The 17,932-nt window shown below is 71.9% G+C and carries 15 protein-coding genes; 14 read left to right on the forward strand and 1 reads right to left on the reverse strand.

Features of this window, described 5'->3' with window-relative positions; all coding sequences use genetic code 11:
- The first annotated feature begins 261 nt into the window (after nt 1-261).
- From iolC to M1P99_RS15670, 14 genes are all read left to right on the forward strand, one after another.
- A complete protein-coding gene (gene iolC, locus M1P99_RS15605; RefSeq protein WP_304453353.1) occupies nt 262-1,245 on the forward strand; it encodes a 5-dehydro-2-deoxygluconokinase in 984 nt (327 codons plus the stop codon).
- Nucleotides 1,235-2,128 (forward strand): aldolase, encoded by an 894-nt coding sequence (locus tag M1P99_RS15610; protein WP_304453354.1) that lies wholly within the window; start codon nt 1,235-1,237, stop codon nt 2,126-2,128. Before iolC ends, M1P99_RS15610 begins: the two co-directional genes overlap by 11 nt.
- The gene (gene iolB / locus M1P99_RS15615; protein WP_304453355.1) at nt 2,125-3,021 is read left to right on the forward strand and encodes a 5-deoxy-glucuronate isomerase; all 897 of its coding nucleotides are present in this window, start codon (nt 2,125-2,127) and stop codon (nt 3,019-3,021) included. The genes M1P99_RS15610 and iolB overlap by 4 nt, the downstream gene beginning before the upstream one ends.
- Nucleotides 3,018-4,928 (forward strand): 3D-(3,5/4)-trihydroxycyclohexane-1,2-dione acylhydrolase (decyclizing), encoded by a 1,911-nt coding sequence (gene iolD, locus M1P99_RS15620; RefSeq protein ID WP_304453356.1) that lies wholly within the window; start codon nt 3,018-3,020, stop codon nt 4,926-4,928. The genes iolB and iolD overlap by 4 nt, the downstream gene beginning before the upstream one ends.
- 26 nt (nt 4,929-4,954) lie before the next feature.
- Nucleotides 4,955-6,451: a CoA-acylating methylmalonate-semialdehyde dehydrogenase gene (locus M1P99_RS15625; RefSeq protein WP_304453357.1), complete on the forward strand. Its 1,497-nt coding sequence runs from the start codon at nt 4,955-4,957 to the stop codon at nt 6,449-6,451.
- 32 nt (nt 6,452-6,483) lie between these two features.
- Nucleotides 6,484-7,395, forward strand: a complete 912-nt coding sequence (locus M1P99_RS15630; RefSeq protein WP_304453358.1) for a TIM barrel protein — start codon at nt 6,484-6,486, stop codon at nt 7,393-7,395.
- A gap of 117 nt (nt 7,396-7,512) precedes the next feature.
- Entirely contained in the window at nt 7,513-8,496 is a 984-nt protein-coding gene (locus M1P99_RS15635) for a substrate-binding domain-containing protein (RefSeq protein ID WP_304453359.1), read from the forward strand.
- A gap of 3 nt (nt 8,497-8,499) precedes the next feature.
- Nucleotides 8,500-9,567 (forward strand): ABC transporter permease, encoded by a 1,068-nt coding sequence (locus M1P99_RS15640; RefSeq protein ID WP_304453360.1) that lies wholly within the window; start codon nt 8,500-8,502, stop codon nt 9,565-9,567.
- Nucleotides 9,568-9,581: 14 nt separating this feature from the next.
- Nucleotides 9,582-10,472: an ATP-binding cassette domain-containing protein gene (locus tag M1P99_RS15645; RefSeq protein WP_304455704.1), complete on the forward strand. Its 891-nt coding sequence runs from the start codon at nt 9,582-9,584 to the stop codon at nt 10,470-10,472.
- A gap of 44 nt (nt 10,473-10,516) precedes the next feature.
- Nucleotides 10,517-11,524: a Gfo/Idh/MocA family protein gene (locus M1P99_RS15650; protein ID WP_304453361.1), complete on the forward strand. Its 1,008-nt coding sequence runs from the start codon at nt 10,517-10,519 to the stop codon at nt 11,522-11,524.
- An 18-nt stretch (nt 11,525-11,542) separates the two neighbouring features.
- A complete protein-coding gene (locus M1P99_RS15655; protein WP_304453362.1) occupies nt 11,543-12,409 on the forward strand; it encodes a sugar phosphate isomerase/epimerase in 867 nt (288 codons plus the stop codon).
- 298 nt (nt 12,410-12,707) lie between these two features.
- Nucleotides 12,708-13,235 (forward strand): hypothetical protein, encoded by a 528-nt coding sequence (locus M1P99_RS15660; RefSeq protein ID WP_304453363.1) that lies wholly within the window; start codon nt 12,708-12,710, stop codon nt 13,233-13,235.
- A 131-nt stretch (nt 13,236-13,366) separates the two neighbouring features.
- A complete protein-coding gene (locus M1P99_RS15665) occupies nt 13,367-14,140 on the forward strand; it encodes an SDR family NAD(P)-dependent oxidoreductase (RefSeq protein WP_304453364.1) in 774 nt (257 codons plus the stop codon).
- A gap of 10 nt (nt 14,141-14,150) precedes the next feature.
- A complete protein-coding gene (locus M1P99_RS15670; protein ID WP_304453365.1) occupies nt 14,151-14,915 on the forward strand; it encodes a crotonase/enoyl-CoA hydratase family protein in 765 nt (254 codons plus the stop codon).
- A gap of 365 nt (nt 14,916-15,280) precedes the next feature.
- On the opposite strand, the gene M1P99_RS15675 is transcribed toward M1P99_RS15670, so the two are convergent.
- On the reverse strand, nt 15,281-17,395 hold the full coding sequence (locus M1P99_RS15675; protein ID WP_304455705.1) for an acyltransferase family protein: 2,115 nt from the start codon (nt 17,393-17,395) through the stop codon (nt 15,281-15,283).
- Nucleotides 17,396-17,932: the final 537 nt, after the last annotated feature.

Here is a 17,932-nt window from a genome sequence, read left to right on the forward strand (position 1 = left end):
GCCCCCTTCTACCAAAACCGGAGGGGGACGGTTGACACGTGATGTGTCGTGAATCACTCTGTCTCATACTAGAGCGCTCCAGTAGAGCGCGCTAGGGAAGGTGCGGCGGGTGCTGCCGGTGCGACGGGCAGCAGGGCGTGTACCCGCCGGACACTCCCCGGCCCTCCGTGAGACCCGCCAGGACGGTCGCCGGTTCCGCCGGAGGCCCCGACCGACGCAAGGAAGAGAACCACCGGTGCAGTGCTACCTACGGAGGTACCAGTGAACGGCAGTGCGAGCCGTAGCCCCGACGCGCCCTTCGAGGTCGTCACCATGGGCCGCGTGGGCGTCGACGTCTACCCCGAACAGATCGGGGTCGGCCTGGACGCGGTGCGCTCCTTCGGCAAGTTCCTCGGCGGCAGTCCCACCAACGTCGCCGTCGCGGCCGCCCGGCACGGGCGCCGGTCGGCGGTCGTGACCCGCACCGGCGACGACCCCTTCGGTACCTTCGTCCACCGGGCCCTGCGCGGGTTCGGCGTGGACGACCGCTTCGTCGCACCGGTCTCCGGCCTGCCCACCCCCGTCACCTTCTGCGAGATCCACCCGCCGGACGACTTCCCCCTGTACTTCTACGGCCGCGACCCGAGCGCCCCCGACCTCCAGGTGCGCGCCGACGAGCTGGACCTGGACGCGATCACCGCCGCCGACGTGTTCTGGGTGACCGTCACCGGCCTGTGCCAGGAGCCGAGCCGCACCGCCACGCTGGAGGCGCTCAGGGCCCGGGGCAGGAGCGGCATCACCATCATCGACCTCGACTACCGGCCGATGTTCTGGTCCTCCCGCCAGGAGGCCCGGCGCTGGGTCGCCGAGGCGCTCCCGTACGCCACGGTCGCCGCGGGCAACCTCGACGAGTGGGAGACCGCCGTCGGTGTCCGCGACCCCCGTGCCGCGGCCGACGCCGGCCGCGACGCCGGGATCGCCCTCGCCGTGGTCAAACAGGGCCCCGAGGGCGTGCTCGCCGTCGACGGCACCGGAGGGGTCCGGGTCCCGCCCGTCCCTGTCGACGTCGTCAACGGTCTCGGAGCGGGCGACGCCTTCGGCGGTGCGCTCTGCCACGGACTGCTCAGCGGATGGGACACCGAGCGCGTCATGCGTTTCGCCAACGCGGCGGGCGCCATCGTGGCCTCCCGGCTCTCCTGCTCGGACGCCATGCCCACCTCGGCCGAGGTCGAGGCCAAACTGGGGGAGGCCGCCCATGTCGGTTGACGCCTTCCGCTCCATCGTCGAGACCCGGCTGCACAACCCGGGCGCGATCGCCGAGGCCGCGGCCGGGCGGGTGCGCCCCACCTCTCCGGTCGGCCCGGGCGGCAAGGCGATGATCGTCGCCGCCGACCACCCGGCGCGCGGCGCCCTGCGGTCGGGCAGCCGCCCGATGGCCATGGCCGACCGCGCCGACCTGCTGGAGCGGCTGTGCGCCGCGCTGGCGCGTCCCGGTGTCACCGGCGTGCTGGCGACCGCGGACATCCTGGAGGACCTGCTGCTGCTCCGGAACCCGGACGGCTCGGGCGTGCTGGACGGCAAGTCGGTCTTCGGTTCGATGAACCGCGGCGGCCTCGCGGGCGCAGCCTGGGAGATCGACGACCGGTTCACCGGCTACGACGCCGCCGGGATCGCCCGCATGGGCTTCGAGGGCGGCAAGATGCTGCTCCGTCTGGACTACGACGACGACCGGACGGTGCCCACACTGGAGAGCTGCGCCCGGGCGGTGAACGAGCTGAACGCCGCCCGTGTCACCGCCATGGTCGAACCGTTCATCTCCGCCCGCACCGAGGGCGTCATCCGCAACGACCTGTCCCCGGACTCGGTCGCGCGCTCCATGGCCATCGCCTCCGGGCTCGGCAACACCTCGGCCTACACCTGGCTCAAGCTGCCGGTGGTCGCCGAGATGGAGCGGGTCATGGCCACCTCCACCCTGCCGACCGTGCTGCTGGGCGGCGAGCTGTCGGAGGACCCCGACGCCGCGTTCGCCCGCTGGGGCGAGGCGCTGAAGCTGCCCAACGTCATCGGCCTGACCGTGGGCCGGTCCCTGCTGTACCCGGCCGACGACGACGTCGTGGCCGCCGTCGACACCGCTGTGGGGTTGCTGTGAGCTCGAACGACAAGTACTACCTGCCCGCGGGGAGCACCGCCGCCCCGCCCTTCCGCACCGTCATCACCCCCGGGACCGCCGGGTGGGGCTACTCCGGCCTGCACGTCCTGGAGCTGGCGCCCGGCCAGGCCCGCGAGATCGCCACCGGCGACGCCGAGACCCTCGTCCTGCCGCTCACCGGCGGGTGCGCGGTGTCGGTCGAGGGGCGCGAGTTCGCCGTGACGGGGCGCCGGTCGGTCTTCTCCCGCGTCACCGACTTCGTCTACCTGCCGCGCGACGCCCGCGCCGTCGTCTCCAGCGAGTCCGGCGGCCGGTTCGCGCTCCCCTCGGCGCGCTGCGAGCGGCGCCTGGAGCCGCGCTACCGCGCCGCCGAGGACGTGCCGGTCGAACTGCGCGGCGCGGGCCAGTCCAGCCGCCAGGTGAACAACTTCTGCACCCCCGCCACGTTCGACGCGGACCGGCTCATCGCCTGCGAGGTCCTCACGCCCGGCTCGAACTGGTCCTCCTACCCGCCGCACAAGCACGACGAGGCGACCGCGACCGAGTGCGAGCTGGAGGAGATCTACTACTTCGAGGTCGCCGACGGGCCGGTGGGCCCGGGTATCGGCTACCAGCGGGTCTACGGCACGCCGGAGCGCCCCATCGACGTCTTCGCCGAGGTGCGCTCCGAGGACGCCGTCCTCATCCCGCACGGCTGGCACGGCCCGTCGATGGCCGCGCCCGGCTACGACCTCTACTACCTCAACGTCATGGCGGGCCCCGGCCCGGAGCGGGCGTGGAGGATCTGCGACGACCCGGCGCACGGCTGGGTGCGCCGGACCTGGGCCGACCAGGAGACCGACCACCGCCTCCCGCTCACCTCGACCGTGGAGAAGGGGGGCCCGGCACGATGAGCGACTCCACCGATCCCACCGGCGCCGCGACCGTCCGCCTCACCACGGCCCAGGCCCTGGTCCGGTTCCTCGCCGCGCAGTACAGCGAGCGCGACGGCGTCGAGCAGCGGTTCATCCCCGGCGCGTGGGGCATCTTCGGGCACGGCAACGTCGCCGGCCTGGGCCAGGCGCTGCTCCAGGCCGCCCGGACGGGCCCGGGGCCGGGGGAGCTGCCCTACTACCTGGCCCGCAACGAGCAGGGCATGGTGCACGCCGCCGTCGCGTTCGCCAAGACCCGCAACCGGCTGCAGACCTTCGCCTGCTCCGCCTCCACCGGCCCCGGCTCCACGAACATGGTCACCGGAGCGGCGCTGGCCACCACCAACCGCGTCCCCGTCCTGCTGCTGCCCAGCGACATGTTCGCCACCCGCCGCCCCGACCCGGTGCTCCAGCAGCTGGAGGACACCCGCGGCGGCGACGTCACCGTCAACGACGTGTTCCGCCCGGTCTCCAAGTACTTCGACCGCGTCACCCGCCCCGAGCAGCTCATCCCGGCCGCCCAGGCGGCCATGCGGGTCCTGACCGACCCGGTCGAGACCGGCGCGGTCACCCTGTGCCTGCCCCAGGACGTGCAGGCCGAGGCCCACGACTGGCCGACGGCGTTCTTCCGCAGGCGCGTGTGGCACATCGGCCGCCCGCTCCCGGAGCCGGACGCCCTGGCCCGCGCCGCCTCGGTGATCCGCGGGGCCGAGCGGCCCCTGCTGGTCGCGGGCGGCGGCGTGGTCTACTCCGAAGCCGAGACCGCGCTGCGCGCGTTCGCCGAGGCCACCGGCGTCCCGGTCGCCGACACCCACGCGGGCAAGGGCGCGCTGCCCTGGGACCACGACCGCGCGGTCGGCGGGATCGGGTCCACCGGCGCCCGGAGCGCCAACGAGCTGGCCCGCGAGGCCGACGTGGTGATCGGCGTCGGCACCCGCTACAGCGACTTCACCACCGCCAGCCACACCGTCTTCGCCGATCCCGACGTCACGTTCGTCAACCTGAACGTGGCCCGGCTCGACGCCGCCAAGCACGCGGCCGCCCAGCTCGTCTCCGACGCCCGCACGGGCCTGGAGGCGCTGCGCCGGGAACTGGCCGGCTGGGAGGTCGGGGCCGGCTACCGGGCCCGCACCCGGGAACTGGCCGACGAGTGGGCCAGGACCACCGACGCCTGCTACGCCGTCGACCACGGTCCGCTGCCCGCCCAGACGGCCGTGCTCGGGGCGCTCAACGACGTCCTCGACGACCGCGACGTGGTCATCAACGCGGCCGGGAGCATGCCCGGCGACCTGCAGATGCTGTGGCGGGCGCGGGACCCCAGGGCCTACCACGTGGAGTACGCCTACTCCTGCATGGGCTACGAGGTGGCCGCCGGGACCGGCGTGAAGATGGCCGACCCCTCGCGCGAGGTGGTCGTACTGGTCGGAGACGGCTCCTACCTGATGATGGCCCAGGAGATCGTGACCATGGTCTCCGAGGGCCTGAAGGTCATCATCGTCATCGTCCAGAACCACGGCTTCGCCTCGATCGGGTCCCTGTCGGAGTCGCTCGGCTCCCAGCGCTTCGGAACGAAGTACCGCTACCGCGACCCGGACAGCGGCCGGCTCGACGGGCCCGTCCTGCCCGTGGACCTGGCGGCCAACGCCGCCAGCCTGGGCGCCCGCGTCATCCGCGCCGACGGGATCACGGAGTTCCGCGCGGCCCTGACCGAGGCCAAGGCGGCCGAGACCACCACGGTCGTGCACGTCGAGACCGACCTGGAGGGTCCCAACCCGCCCGGCAGCGCCTGGTGGGACGTGCCCGTCAGCCAGGTGTCCGAGTTGGACAGTACCCGCGACGCGTACCGCACCTACCGCTCCCACCAGCAGGGACAGCGCCACTACCTGTGACGCCCTCCCGGAAGAAGGAAACGACAGTGAAGACCGTTCAGCACTGGATCGACGGGGCCGCGACCTCCGGGGCCTCGACCCGCACCGCACCGGTGTGGGACCCGGCCACCGGCCGTCAGCAGGCCGCCGTCCTGCTCGCCGAGCGGGCCGACGTCGACGCCGCGGTCGCGGCCGCCGCCAGGGCCTTCGAGAGCTGGGGCGACTCCTCCCTGACCAAGCGCACCCGCGTGCTGTTCTCCCTGCGCGAGCTCCTGGCCAGGCACGAGGACGAGATGGCGCGGATCATCGCCGCCGAGCACGGGAAGGTCATCGACGACGCCAGGGGCGAGATCGTCCGCGGCCGCGAGGTCGTCGAGTACGCGTGCGGCATCATCAGCGCCCTCAAGGGCGGCTACTCCGACCAGATCTCCACCGGGGTCGACACCTTCGACTTCCGCCAGCCGCTGGGCGTGGTCGCCGGCATCACCCCGTTCAACTTCCCGATCATGGTGCCGCTGTGGATGCACCCGATCGCGATCGCCTGCGGCAACACGTTCGTCCTCAAGCCGAGCGAGCGCGACCCCTCGGCGTCGAACTTCGTCGCCCGGCTGTACGCCGACGCCGGACTGCCCGACGGGGTGTTCAACGTCGTGCACGGCGACAAGGGCGCGGTCGACGGCATCCTCGACCACCCGGGGATCGAGGCGGTCTCCTTCGTCGGCTCCACGCCGATCGCCCAGTACGTCCACGAGCGCGCCACCGCGGCCGGCAAGCGCGTCCAGGCCCTCGGCGGCGCCAAGAACCACGCGGTGGTCCTGCCCGACGCCGACCTGGAGTTCGCCGCCGACCACCTGACCGCCGCCGCGTTCGGCTCCGCCGGACAGCGCTGCATGGCCGTCTCCGCGGCCGTCGCCGTGGGCGAGGCCGCCGACGCCCTGGTGCCGGTGCTCGCCGCCAAGGCCGAGGCGATCAGGGTCGGCCCCGGCCAGGACGCCGCCAACGACATGGGCCCGGTCATCACCGCCCAGGCCCGCGACCGCGTCGCCTCGTTCGTGGCCTCCGGCCGGGAGCAGGGCGCCGTCGTGGTCGTCGACGGCCGCGACCTCCAGGTGGAGGGGCACGAGGAGGGCTTCTTCGTCGGCCCGTCGCTGCTGGACAGGGTCACCGCGGACATGGACGTGTACCGGCAGGAGGTCTTCGGGCCGCTGCTGGTCGTGGTCCGCGCGGCCGACCTCGACGAGGCGATCGAGATCGTCAACGCCAACCCGTACGGCAACGGCACCGCCGTGTTCACCAGCGACGGCGAGTCCGCGCGCCGCTTCCAGCGCGCGGTCACCGTCGGGATGATCGGCGTCAACGTGCCGATCCCCGTGCCCATGTCGCACTACTCCTTCGGCGGGTGGAAGGACTCCCTGTTCGGCGGCCACCACATCCACGGCCCCGAGGGCGTGCACTTCTACACCCGCGCCAAGGTCGTCACCAGCCGGTGGCCGCACGTCGACCGCTCGGTCGGGGCCGCCTTCCACTTCCCTTCCCACGGCTGACACCCGCACGTACTCCCCGAAACGAGGCAGACATGACCGACCGACTGGTCCTCGGATCCGCACCCGACTCCTGGGGCGTGTGGTTCCCCGAGGACGAGCACCAGACACCGTGGCACCGGTTCCTCGACGAGCTGACCGAGGCCGGGTACGAGTGGCTCGAACTGGGCCCCTACGGGTACCTGCCCACCGACCCCGCCCAGCTGGCCGACGAGGTGGGACGGCGCGGCCTGAAGGTCTCCGGCGGCACCGTGTTCGGCAACCTGCACGACCCGCACGCCTGGGACGACACCGTCGCCACCGTCCGCAAGGTGGCGGAGCTGACCGCCGCGGTGGGCGCGCACCACCTGGTGTTCATCCCGCCGATGTACCGGGACGAGAAGACCGGCGAGTTCAGCGAGTCCCCGACGCTCGACGACGGGCAGTGGCGCAACCTCACCAGGTCCGCCGACGAGCTCGGCCGGATCCTGCTGGGCGACTACGACGTGCGCCTGTGCCTGCACTCGCACGCCGACACCCACATCCAGACCCAGCCGGAGATCGAGCGGTTCCTCGACGGGACCGACCCCGAGTACGTCTCCCTGTGCCTGGACACCGGTCACGTCGCCTACGGCGGCGGCGACGCGGTCGACCTGATCCACCGGTACTCCGAGCGCGTGGACTACGTCCACATCAAGCAGATGGACCCGGAGGTCATCCGGCAGGTCAACGAGGAGAAGCTCGGCTTCGGCGAGGCCGTCAAGCGCGGCGTGTGCGTGGAGCCGCCCGCCGGGGAACCCGCGCCCGCCGCGGTCCTCGACGCGCTCCGCGACGTCGACGCCCGGCTCTTCGTGATCGTCGAGCAGGACCTGTACCCCTGCGAGCCGGAGGTCCCGCTGCCCATCGCGGTGCGGACCCGCAAGTACCTCGACAGCTGCGGATTGGGGGCACGCCACCAGAAGGCCTGACACGGTTCCACCACGCTGAGCCGCCGGTGCGGCGGCTCCCCGCAAGTCGCGTCGCCCCTCGTGACCTCCTTCACCACAGATGAGTGCATCCCCTTCAGACCGACAAGAGGTCGACACATGAAGCGCAACACCACCTACACCGCACTGCTCGCGGGCACCGCGAGCCTCCTGCTCCTGGGCACGGCGTGCTCGTCCGAGGGAGGCCGTGACACGGCCTCCGAGGAGGGTGTGGACACCCCGGAGCTCACCATCGCGATGATCACCCACGAGGTCCCGGGCGACACGTTCTGGGACATCGTCCGGGCGGGAGCCGAGGACGCGGCGGCGAAGAGCAACATCGACCTGGAGTACGCCTCCGACCCGGAGGCGCGCGAGCAGGCCAGTCTGATCCAGAACGCGATCGACCGGGAGGTGGACGGCATCGCCGTCACCCTCTCCACGCCCGACGTCCTGGAGGGCGCCATCGCCGACGCCGAGGCCGCGGGCATCCCCGTGGTGGCGTTCAACTCCGGCATCGAGGAGTGGGCGGACATGGGCGTCCAGCAGTACTTCGGCACCGACGAGCACCTCGCCGGGACCGCCTTCGGCGAACGGCTCACCGAGGTCGGCGCCCAGAACGCCCTGTGCGTGATCCAGGAACAGGGCCACGTCGCGCTGGAGACCCGCTGCTCGTCCCTGGGCGAGGCCTTCGAGGGCGACTCCGAGGTGCTCTACGTGGACAGCGCGAACATGCCGGAGGTCCGCTCCAGCATCTCCGCCAAGCTCCAGGAGGACGACGACATCGACTACGTCGTCACTCTGGGCGCCCCGATCGCCATGACCGCGATCGACGCCATCGACGACGCGGGCAGTGACGCCGCGGTCGCCACCTTCGACACCAACAGCGAACTGGTCGGCGCCATCCAGGAGGGCATCGTCCAGTGGGCCGTCGACCAGCAGCCCTACCTGCAGGGCTACCTGGCCGTCGACTCCCTGTGGCTCTACAACACCAACGGCAACACCTCCGGTGGCGGCACCGAGCCGGTCCTGACCGGTCCGGCGTTCGTCGACGAGACCAACGTCGACGAGATCGCCGTGTTCGCCGAGGAAGGAACCCGATAGACCATGAGTCAGCTCCTGACTCCGAAGGCGCCGCCCCCCTCGGGGGGCGGCTCCGAGAAGACGCTCCGGGTGACCCGGAGGTCGGCGCTGCGCAGGTTCATGACACGGCCCGAAGTCGGCTCCCTGGTCGGCGCGGTCATCGTCTTCAGCCTCTTCTTCAGCATCGCCGACCCGTTCCGCACCGGCGGCGCGATCGCGACGATCCTGTACGCGAGCTCCACCATCGGCATCATGGCCGTGGGCGTGGCACTGCTGATGATCGGCGGCGAGTTCGACCTGTCCGCCGGCGTCGCGGTGATCACCTCCGGCCTGGCCGCCTCCATGTTCGCCTGGTACTTCGCGGTGAACGTGTGGGTGGGAGCGGCGTTCGCCCTGGCCGTCTCGCTGGCCATCGGGTTCCTCAACGGGTGGATCCTGGTGCGGACCAGGCTCCCCAGCTTCCTGGTGACACTGTCGATGTTCCTGATGCTCCAGGGGCTCAACATCGCCATCACGAAGCTGGTCACGGGCCAGGTGTCCACGACCAACATCGCGAACATGGACGGCTTCGACTCCGCGCGGGCGGTGTTCGCCTCCAGCTTCTCCGTCCTGGGGATCGACGTCCGCATCACCGTCCTGTGGTGGCTGGTGTTCGTCGCAGTGGCCACGTGGGTGCTGATGCGGACCAAGGTCGGCAACTGGATCTACGCGGTCGGCGGCAACCAGGAGAGCGCCAGGGCGGTCGGCGTTCCGGTCGCCAGGGTCAAGATCGGCCTGTTCATGACGGTCGGCTTCACGGCCTGGTTCTCGGGCATGCACCTGCTCTTCATGTTCAACACCGTGCAGTCGGGTGAGGGCGTCGGCAACGAGCTGCTGTACATCATGGCCGCGGTCGTCGGAGGGTGCCTGCTCACCGGCGGCTACGGGACCGTCGTCGGCGCCGCGATCGGCGCGTTCATCTACGGCATGACCCGCCAGGGCATCGTCTACGCCGGCTGGGACAACAACTGGGTGTTCTTCTTCGTCGGCGCGATGCTGCTGCTGGCCGTCGTGGTCAACGGCTGGGTCCGTACACAGGCGAACAAGAGGTGAGCGAGGTGAGCACGATGACGAGGACCGGGACGACGTCCCGCGCGGACGCCGACGCGGGACCGCAGGCGGCCCCGCTGCTCGAACTGGACGCGGTCGGCAAGTCCTTCGGCAACATCCGCGCCCTGGACGGGATCAGTCTCAGGGTCGGCGCCGGCGAGGTCACCTGCATCCTCGGCGACAACGGTGCGGGCAAGTCCACGCTGATCAAGATCATCGCCGGGCTGTACAAGCCCACGTCGGGCCGCTACCTGGTCGACGGCGGCGAGGTGGACTTCTCCTCCCCGCGCCAGGCCCTGGACCGGGGCATCGCCACCGTCTACCAGGACCTGGCGATGGTGCCGCTCATGCCGGTGTGGCGCAACTTCTTCCTCGGCTCGGAGCTGCGCGTGGGGGTGGGGCCCTTCCGGATGCTCGACGCCGCCCGGATGCGCCGCATCGCCGACGAGGAACTCAAGAAGATGGGCATCGACCTGCCCGACATCGAGGCGCCGGTCGGCAACCTGTCCGGCGGCCAGCGCCAGGTCGTGGCCATCGCCCGCGCGGTGTACTTCGGCGCGCGCGTCCTGATCCTGGACGAGCCGACGGCGGCGCTGGGCGTCAAGCAGTCCGGCGTGGTCCTGAAGTACATCAAGGCGGCCCGGGACGCGGGGCTGGGCGTCATCTTCATCACGCACAACCCGCACCACGCGTACCTGGTCGGCGACCACTTCGCGGTGATCAAGCTCGGCGAGATGGAACTCGACCAGCCGCGCTCGGAGCTGACCCTGGACGACCTCACCCACCACATGGCGGGCGGGGTCGAGCTGGACGCCCTCCAGCACGAGCTGAAGCGGGAGGAGGGGACCCCCGAGGTCGCGCCCCTGCGCGGCGCCCGGGACGAGGGCCCCGAGGTCCAGAAGCTCTGAGAGCACAGCGGCACACGAAACGAGTCAGAGAGCAGGTGGAGACGATGGCCGTCAGGGTCGGTGTGATCGGCACCGGATGGATCGGATCCGAGCACATTCGGAGGATCACCGATCGCGTCGGCGGCGCGGAGGTCGTCGCGGCGACCGACATCGACGCCGATCGGGCCGCCCGGGCGGTCGCGGGGACGGGCGCGCGTGTCCTGGCCGGAAGCGAGGAGGTGGTCGCGGCCGACGACGTCGACGCGGTCGTGGTCACCTCCTGGGGGCCCGCGCACGCCGAGTCGGTGGTCGCCGCGGTGGAGGCCGGCAAGCCGGTCTTCTGTGAGAAGCCGCTGGCCACCACGGCCGAGGACGCCCAGCGCGTCCTCGACGCGGAGGCGCGGCACGGATCGCGCCTGGTCCAGGTCGGCTTCATGCGGCGCTTCGACCCCGGGTACGCGCAGATGAAGGACGTCATCGCCGGGGGCGGTGTGGGAACGCCGCTGATGGCGCACTGCGTCCACCGCAACCCGACGGTGCCCGAGAGCTACCACTCGGAGATGGCGGCGCAGGACACCGCCGTCCACGAGATCGACGTGATGCGCTGGCTCCTGGACGACGAGATCTCCTCGGTCCAGGTCCTCACCCCGCGCCGGACCTCCCACCGCTTCGAGCACCTGCGCGATCCGCAGTTCATGCTCTTCGAGATGGCCGGCGGCGCGCGCGTGGACCTGGAGGTGTTCGTCAACTGCCAGTACGGCTACGAGATCGGCTGCGAGGTCGTCGGCGAGGAGGGCACGGTCCGGCTGCCGGAGATCCCGGGCGCGGTCGTGCGCTCGGCGGGGCGCCGGAGCACGCCCGTCCTCCAGGACTGGGTCCAGCGGTTCGCCGCCGCCTTCGACACCGAGTTCCAGACCTGGGCCGACGAGGTGGCCGCGGGCACGCCGACCACCGGCCCGAACGCCTGGGACGGCTACGCCGCGGCGGTCGTCACCGACGCGGCCGTGCGCGCCCTGCACTCGGGCGGGGTCGTCGAGACCGGCATCAAGGCACGTCCGGCCTTCTACGCCTGAGAGGAGGGTGAGCCGCCGATGAAGATCGCGATCGACCCGTACATGTTCCGCGGCCTGCCCATGGCCGAGATGGTCCGGACCGTGGCGGACATGGGCTACTCCTACATCGAGCTGTCGCCCCGCGCCGAGTTCATGCCGTTCTTCCTGCATCCCCGGGCGGACGACGCGCGGGTGGCCGAACTGCGCTCGGTGCTGCGCGAGACCGGGGTGGAGCTGTCCTCGATCCTGCCGCTGTACAAGTGGTCCAGCCCCGACGAGGCCGAGCGGCAGAACGCCGTCCGCTACTGGAAGCGGATGATCGAGGTGGCCGTCGAGCTGGGCGTCACCCTGATGAACTCCGAGTTCAACGGCCGTCCGGAGCGGGCGGCCGAGAGCGAGGGCGCCTTCTGGCGGTCCATGGAGGAGCTGCTGCCCGTCTTCGAGCGCGAGGGCATCGCCCTCAACCTCGAGGCCCACCCGGACGACTTCTGCGAGGAGAACGACCCCGCGGTGGACCTGGTCCGCGCGATCAACCGGCCGTGGGTGAACTACCTCTACTGCGCCCCGCACACCTTCCACCTGTCGGGAGCGGAGCCCGGCGCGGACATCCGCCGGATGATGGAGTACGCCGGGGACCGGCTGCGGCACGTCCACATCGCCGACTCCTTCGACCACAAGGGGTCGTCCGGGCTGCGGTACATCCTCAACCCTCCCGGGACGCCCGCGCGGATCCACCAGCACCTGGACATCGGCCAGGGGGAGGTGGACTGGGACGTGTTCTTCCGGACCCTGCGCGACCTGGACTTCGACGGGGTGGCCACGGTCTGCGTGTTCGCCTGGGAGGAGCGGGCGCGCGCGTCCTCGGAGTTCATGCTCGACCGGGTCACCAGGGAACTGGCGGCCTGACCAGGACGCCGGGGCGTCAGGTCGGCCGCTGACGCGACCGAGGGGCGTGACGACCCCGGCCGGGCGCCGCGACCGGACACCACTGTCCGGCCGCGGCGCCCCTCGCCGTGTGCGGAGGGGCCATAGCGGCCCGTGCCGGAGCTTCGGTGACGAAGGTCCCATCGGTTCCGCTACCGGCCGGAAACGTGCGGGTTCGCGTGTGCCTTTTGTAGGGTGGCCGAACTACCGCGGGTGGTTCCGGGCTCACGGCCCGACGGCACCCCGGCCCGCCCCCTCCCCCGAAGAGAAGTCGCACGCGATGACCCGCACGTCTCATCCGCCGCGACTCCGACGAAGCGAGGCCCGCCGACTGGAGCGGCGCCGTCGGCGACTGCTGACGGCCGCGCTCGCCTGCACGATCGGCGTCGTCGCGATGATCGGAGTACTGCTCGCGGTCCTGATGGTCCAGGAGCCCGCACACCCGGAGCCGGGCGCCGACGCCGAGCCCGGCGGCCACCGGGCGGATGTGCCGACCGGTGAGCCCTCCCCGTCGCCCTCGCCCACGCCCACGGCCTCGGCGACCTCGGACACGGACGCCTCGCCCTCCCCGTCCCCCTCCGACGAGGAGAGCGAGGAGGAGGCGGACGACGAGTCGGAGGAGGCGAGCGCGGAGCCGACCGAGGAGGCGTCCGAGCCGGAGCCCCCCGAACCCGCCCCCGAGCCGGAGCCCGCACCCGAACGGCCCGAACCCGCCCCGGAGCGGCCGGGGGAGGACGACCCTCCGCCGGAGGAGGGCGAGGGCCCGGCGGAGGAACCCGACCCGCTGCCCTGGTGGCCCTGGAACTGACCCGGAACCCGGAGGCGGGGCCGTCGCCGAGAAGCGCCCCCAGGCGGTGGCCCCCGCCTCCGACGGGTCTCGCGTCATTCGACCGAACCCGGTTCTAGTCTGGGCGGTCTTTCCTCTGTAGAGTGCGGGCCATGGATCTGAACGGAATCTCCGCCCTCGTCTCGGGCGGCGCGAGTGGCCTGGGTGAGGCCACCGCCAGGGAACTCGCCGCAGCCGGCGCCACCGTCGTCATCGCCGACCTCAACGCCGAGCGCGGTGAGGCGATCGCCAAGGAGATCGGTGGCGTCTTCGTCTCCACCGACGTCTCGCAGGAGGACCAGGTCAAGGCCGCGGTCCAGGCCGCCGCGGACACCGGCAAGCCCTTCCGGGCGGCCGTCTCGTGCGCCGGCATCGCCTGGGCGACCCGCACGGTCGACCGCCAGGGCAACCCGCACGACCTGGACAGCTACCAGAAGGTCATCCAGGTCAACCTCATCGGCACCTTCAACGTGCTGCGCCTGGCCGCGGCCGAGATCGCCAAGACCGAGCCGCTCAACGAGGACGGCGAGCGCGGCTCCATCGTCAACACCGCCTCGCTCGCGGGCATCGAGGGCCAGATCGGCCAGATCGCCTACTCCTCCTCCAAGGGCGGCGTGATCGGTATGACCCTGCCCGCGGCGCGCGACCTCGCGGCCGTCGGCATCTCCGTCAACACCATCGCCCCCGGCATCCTGGAGACGCCGATCTACGGCGAGGGCGAGGGGGCCGAGGAGTTCAAGAAGCGCCTGGCCGCGCCGATCCCCTTCCCCAAGCGCATGGGCACCGCCGCCGAGTTCGGCAAGCTCGCCCGCGCGCTGATGGAGATCAGCTACGTCAACGGCGAGGTCGTCCGCATCGACGGCGCGCTGCGCATGCCGCCGAAGTAGGGGGTCCACCGTGTCCGACGAGGTTCTCTACACAGCCGAGGACGGCATCGCCGTCATCACCATCAACCGTCCCAAGGCCAAGAACGCGGTCAACGCGGCGGTCGCCGCGCAGGTCGCGGAGGCGCTCGACGACCTCGACGCCCGCAAGGACCTGAGCGTCGGCATCATCACCGGCGCGGGCGGCACCTTCTGCGCCGGCATGGACCTCAAGGCGTTCATGAAGGGCGAGGTCCCGGTCGTGGAGGGGCGCGGGTTCGGCGGGTTCGCCCAGCGCGGGCCCCGCAAGCCCCTGATCGCGGCCGTGGAGGGCTACGCCCTGGCGGGCGGGTTCGAGGCCGTGCTCGCCTGCGACCTCGTGGTGGCCGCCGAGGACGCCGAGTTCGGCATCCCCGAGGTCAAGCGCGGCCTGGTGGCCGGGGCGGGCGGCCTGCTGCGCCTGCAGCACCGCATCCCGCGCAACATCGCCATGGAGTTCGCCCTGACCGGCGACTTCGTGGGGGCTCCGCGCCTGGCGGAGCTGGGCCTGGTCAACCAGGTGACCGCCTCCGGGGGTGCCCTGGAGGGCGCCCGCGCGCTCGCCGCCCGCATCACGCCCAACGGGCCGCTGGCCCTGCGGGTGTCCAAGGAGATCATCGCCGCCTCGGACGACTGGTCCACCGAGGAGATGTGGGACCGGCAGAACGAACTGGCGGGCCCGGTGTTCGTCAGCCAGGACGCCATGGAGGGCGCCGCGGCCTTCGCCGAGAAGCGCGCTCCGCAGTGGAAGGGCGAGTAGCCCCGCCTCGGAGGGCCGTGTCGCCGTCCGCCCGGACCAGGGTCGTGGACTGGTCCGGGCGGAACGACGGGCCTCGTGATGGTGAACGCGACCTCGCCGGTGATCGGTTCTGATCACGTGGAGAAAGAGGCAGGACCTGGCACTTCCCGGCCCTCGGGAGCACAGGGTCTCCAGTTGATCACCTTACGTGCGCGCCCCGGGGCCGTGTCCACCGCACCGGGCCGTCAGTGACGGGATGACCGCACATGACACCGCCGCGGTCGCGCTCGCGGCCGAACCGGCGGAACCGGCCGACCCGCGCCGGGAAGTGGCCACCGCCGGGGCCCGGCCGGACCCCGCGGTCCGCGAGGGATGGCGGGCCGGGTTCACGAAGCGTTCGGTTCGGTGGACTCCGCCGCGCCCAGCAGGGGGCCCGCGGCCTCCGCCAGACTCGTCTCGGCCACCGGCGCCCCGGGGAGCGACTCCAGCAGGTACGGCTCCAGGACGACCGCGAGCGACCGCGAGAACGCGTGCGAGAAGTGGTTGGTGTCGTAGTAGGCCAGCTGGTTGCCGATGACTCCGCGGCACACGCCGTCACCGCACAGGTGCTCGGTCAGGTCCAGGAAGCGGGTGTTGCCGGGGACGTCGGCCAGTTCCTCGTAGGGAGGCCGCTCGGCCATCGAGAAGGACTGCTCCTCGACGCAGGCGCCCGCGCCCTCGCGGTCCACGCACTCGGCCACGTTGAAGCCGAAGCGCGGGGTGTCCCGCACGGCCAGGACCGCCACCCCCAGTTCCTCCAGCTGCCGCCAGCGCTCGACGTAGCCCTCGGGCGTGCGCTCCGGCGCCTCGCCCTCCTCGCCGCCGGTCGTGGTGCGGGTCGCGGTCGTGAACAGCGCGTCGGGGCCGATCTCGGCGATCCGCTCCATGACGTCGGCGTTCCAGCTCGTGCACTCGGTGTAGGGGTCGCCCCGGTAGACCTGTTCGTCGGCGCTGAACTGGCAGGCGTTCTTGGTCATCATGACCAGGCGCCAGTCGTGCTGTTCGGTGATCGTCCGCAGGGCCTGGAACCAGTGCCGGGCGTGCGAGCTGCCCGCCAGCACCAGCGTGAACGCGGCCTCGGGATCGCCGAACTCGCAGGTGACGACCTCGGTGGCGTCCGTGAGGGCGTTGCACTCGCGGGTCTGGTCCACGGTGTCCGTGGCCACCGTCGCGGTGTCGGGGTAGACCGGCAGCGCGGGCAGGTTCTCCGCGAGCACGGGGTTGAGGGTGACGGCCGCGCCCGGGTAGGACATCGGGTCCGAGCTCAGCTCCATGCGCAACTGGCGGTCGCGCTCGATGGCGTGGCCCCACACCAGACCCGCGAGCAGCACGGGGACGACGAACAGGACCCCGGCCGCGAGCGACCAGGAGGGGGCCCGCAGGGTGCGGGTGAGGCGGGTGAGATTGGCGTCCACCAGTCGGCTGGTGAGCAGTGCCGCGGCGAACGCGGAGCCCAGCACGAACAGGCCGCCGCCCAGGGTCGGGCGGTCCAGGCCGGTCACCTCCAGGTAGAAGACCAGGATCGGCCAGTGCCACAGGAACAGCGTGTAGGCCCGCCCGCCCAGCCACACCAGCGGCCGGGTCCCCAGCAGGCGGGTGGCCGACAGGCGGCCGGGCCCGTCGCCGCCCGCGCCCGCGAGGAGGACGGCCACGGCGGCCAGGGTGGGCCACAGCGACGCGAGACCCGGGTAGGGCAGGGCGTCGCCGACCACCAGCCCGCACAGCACCAGCGCGGCCAGGCCGGTCCACCCGAGCACCAGGCGCACCGGGCCCGACAGCCGTACGCGGGCGATGACCAGCGCCAGGACGCCGCCCAGCGCGAGCTCCCACAGGCGGGCGCCGGTGTCGAAGTAGGCCCACACCGGGTCGGCGGCGGTGATCCACAGCGAGTACCCGAACGAGACCGCCAGGACGGTACCCACGGCGGTCAGGGCGGCGGTGCGCACGCGCACCCCGCAGCGGACCGCGACCAGCCCGGCCAGAGTGATCAGGAGCGGCCACACCAGGTAGAACTGCCCCTGGACGCCCAGCGACCAGAAGTGCTGGACCGGTCCCGCGGCGGAGTTGTCCGCCATGTAGTCGACCGAGCCCAGGGACAGGTGCCAGTTCCCGTAGTAGAGCGCGGCCGCCTGGACGTCGGCGATGACGTCGGTCCACCGCGAGCGCGGCAGCAGCAGGTAGGCGCCGACCAGGACCGCGGCGAGCACGACCGCCCCGGACGGGAAGAGCCGCCTGGCGAGCTTGCTCCAGAACGCGCCGAACGCGAGGCGCCCGTCGCGCTCCATGGCGCGCACGAGCGAGCCGGTGATGAGGAACCCGGTCAGGACCAGGAAGACGTCGACGCCGCCGGAGACCGTGCCGAACCAGATGTGGTAGACGGCGATCAACAGGGCGGCGACGGCGCGCAGCCCCTCGATGTCGGTGCGCTTCGCGGTGCGTGGCGCCGCGGACGCGCCGCGCACGTCCTCGCGGGCATGGTTCAGGGCGGGTACGGACACAGATCAGCCTCGGGCTCGGCGACGGTGAGAGGGCAGGGTGGGCCGGCGTGGTGGCGGCGGGAAAGGGGGCCGGGGGATGATCGGCGCCCGGGAGTGCCCCTGCTTGTCCAGTATCGGCGGCTTGTACCCGTGACCTGTGTGTCTGGAGCTCCTGTTGTCGAGTCGAGATGGAATCTGTGTTAACGCGTATCCGGGTGGAGGAAGACGGAGTGTGACGGGTCACAGTGCTCGGGGCGCTTGACGCCGGGGCCTTCGTCGTCGACTTGCCTTGCTCGCAAGCTCGCTGCGGCCCCGTCTCCTCCTGCAGGCCCCGGCGCGCCCCTCACTCGTACTTTCCTTGGGCCTCCGCTCGTTCCTCGCTTTGGCCCGATCAACCCCCCGGTGGTCCCGGTGAGCACGTCGGGGTGCGTGACGCCGGGGCCTTCGTCGTCGACGTGCCTTGTTCGCAAGCTCGCTGCGGCCCCGTCTCCTCCTGCAGGCCCCGGCGCGCCCCTCACCCGT

The sequence above is a fragment of the Nocardiopsis sp. YSL2 genome, from assembly GCF_030555055.1.
In the GTDB taxonomy this organism is placed as follows: domain Bacteria; phylum Actinomycetota; class Actinomycetes; order Streptosporangiales; family Streptosporangiaceae; genus Nocardiopsis.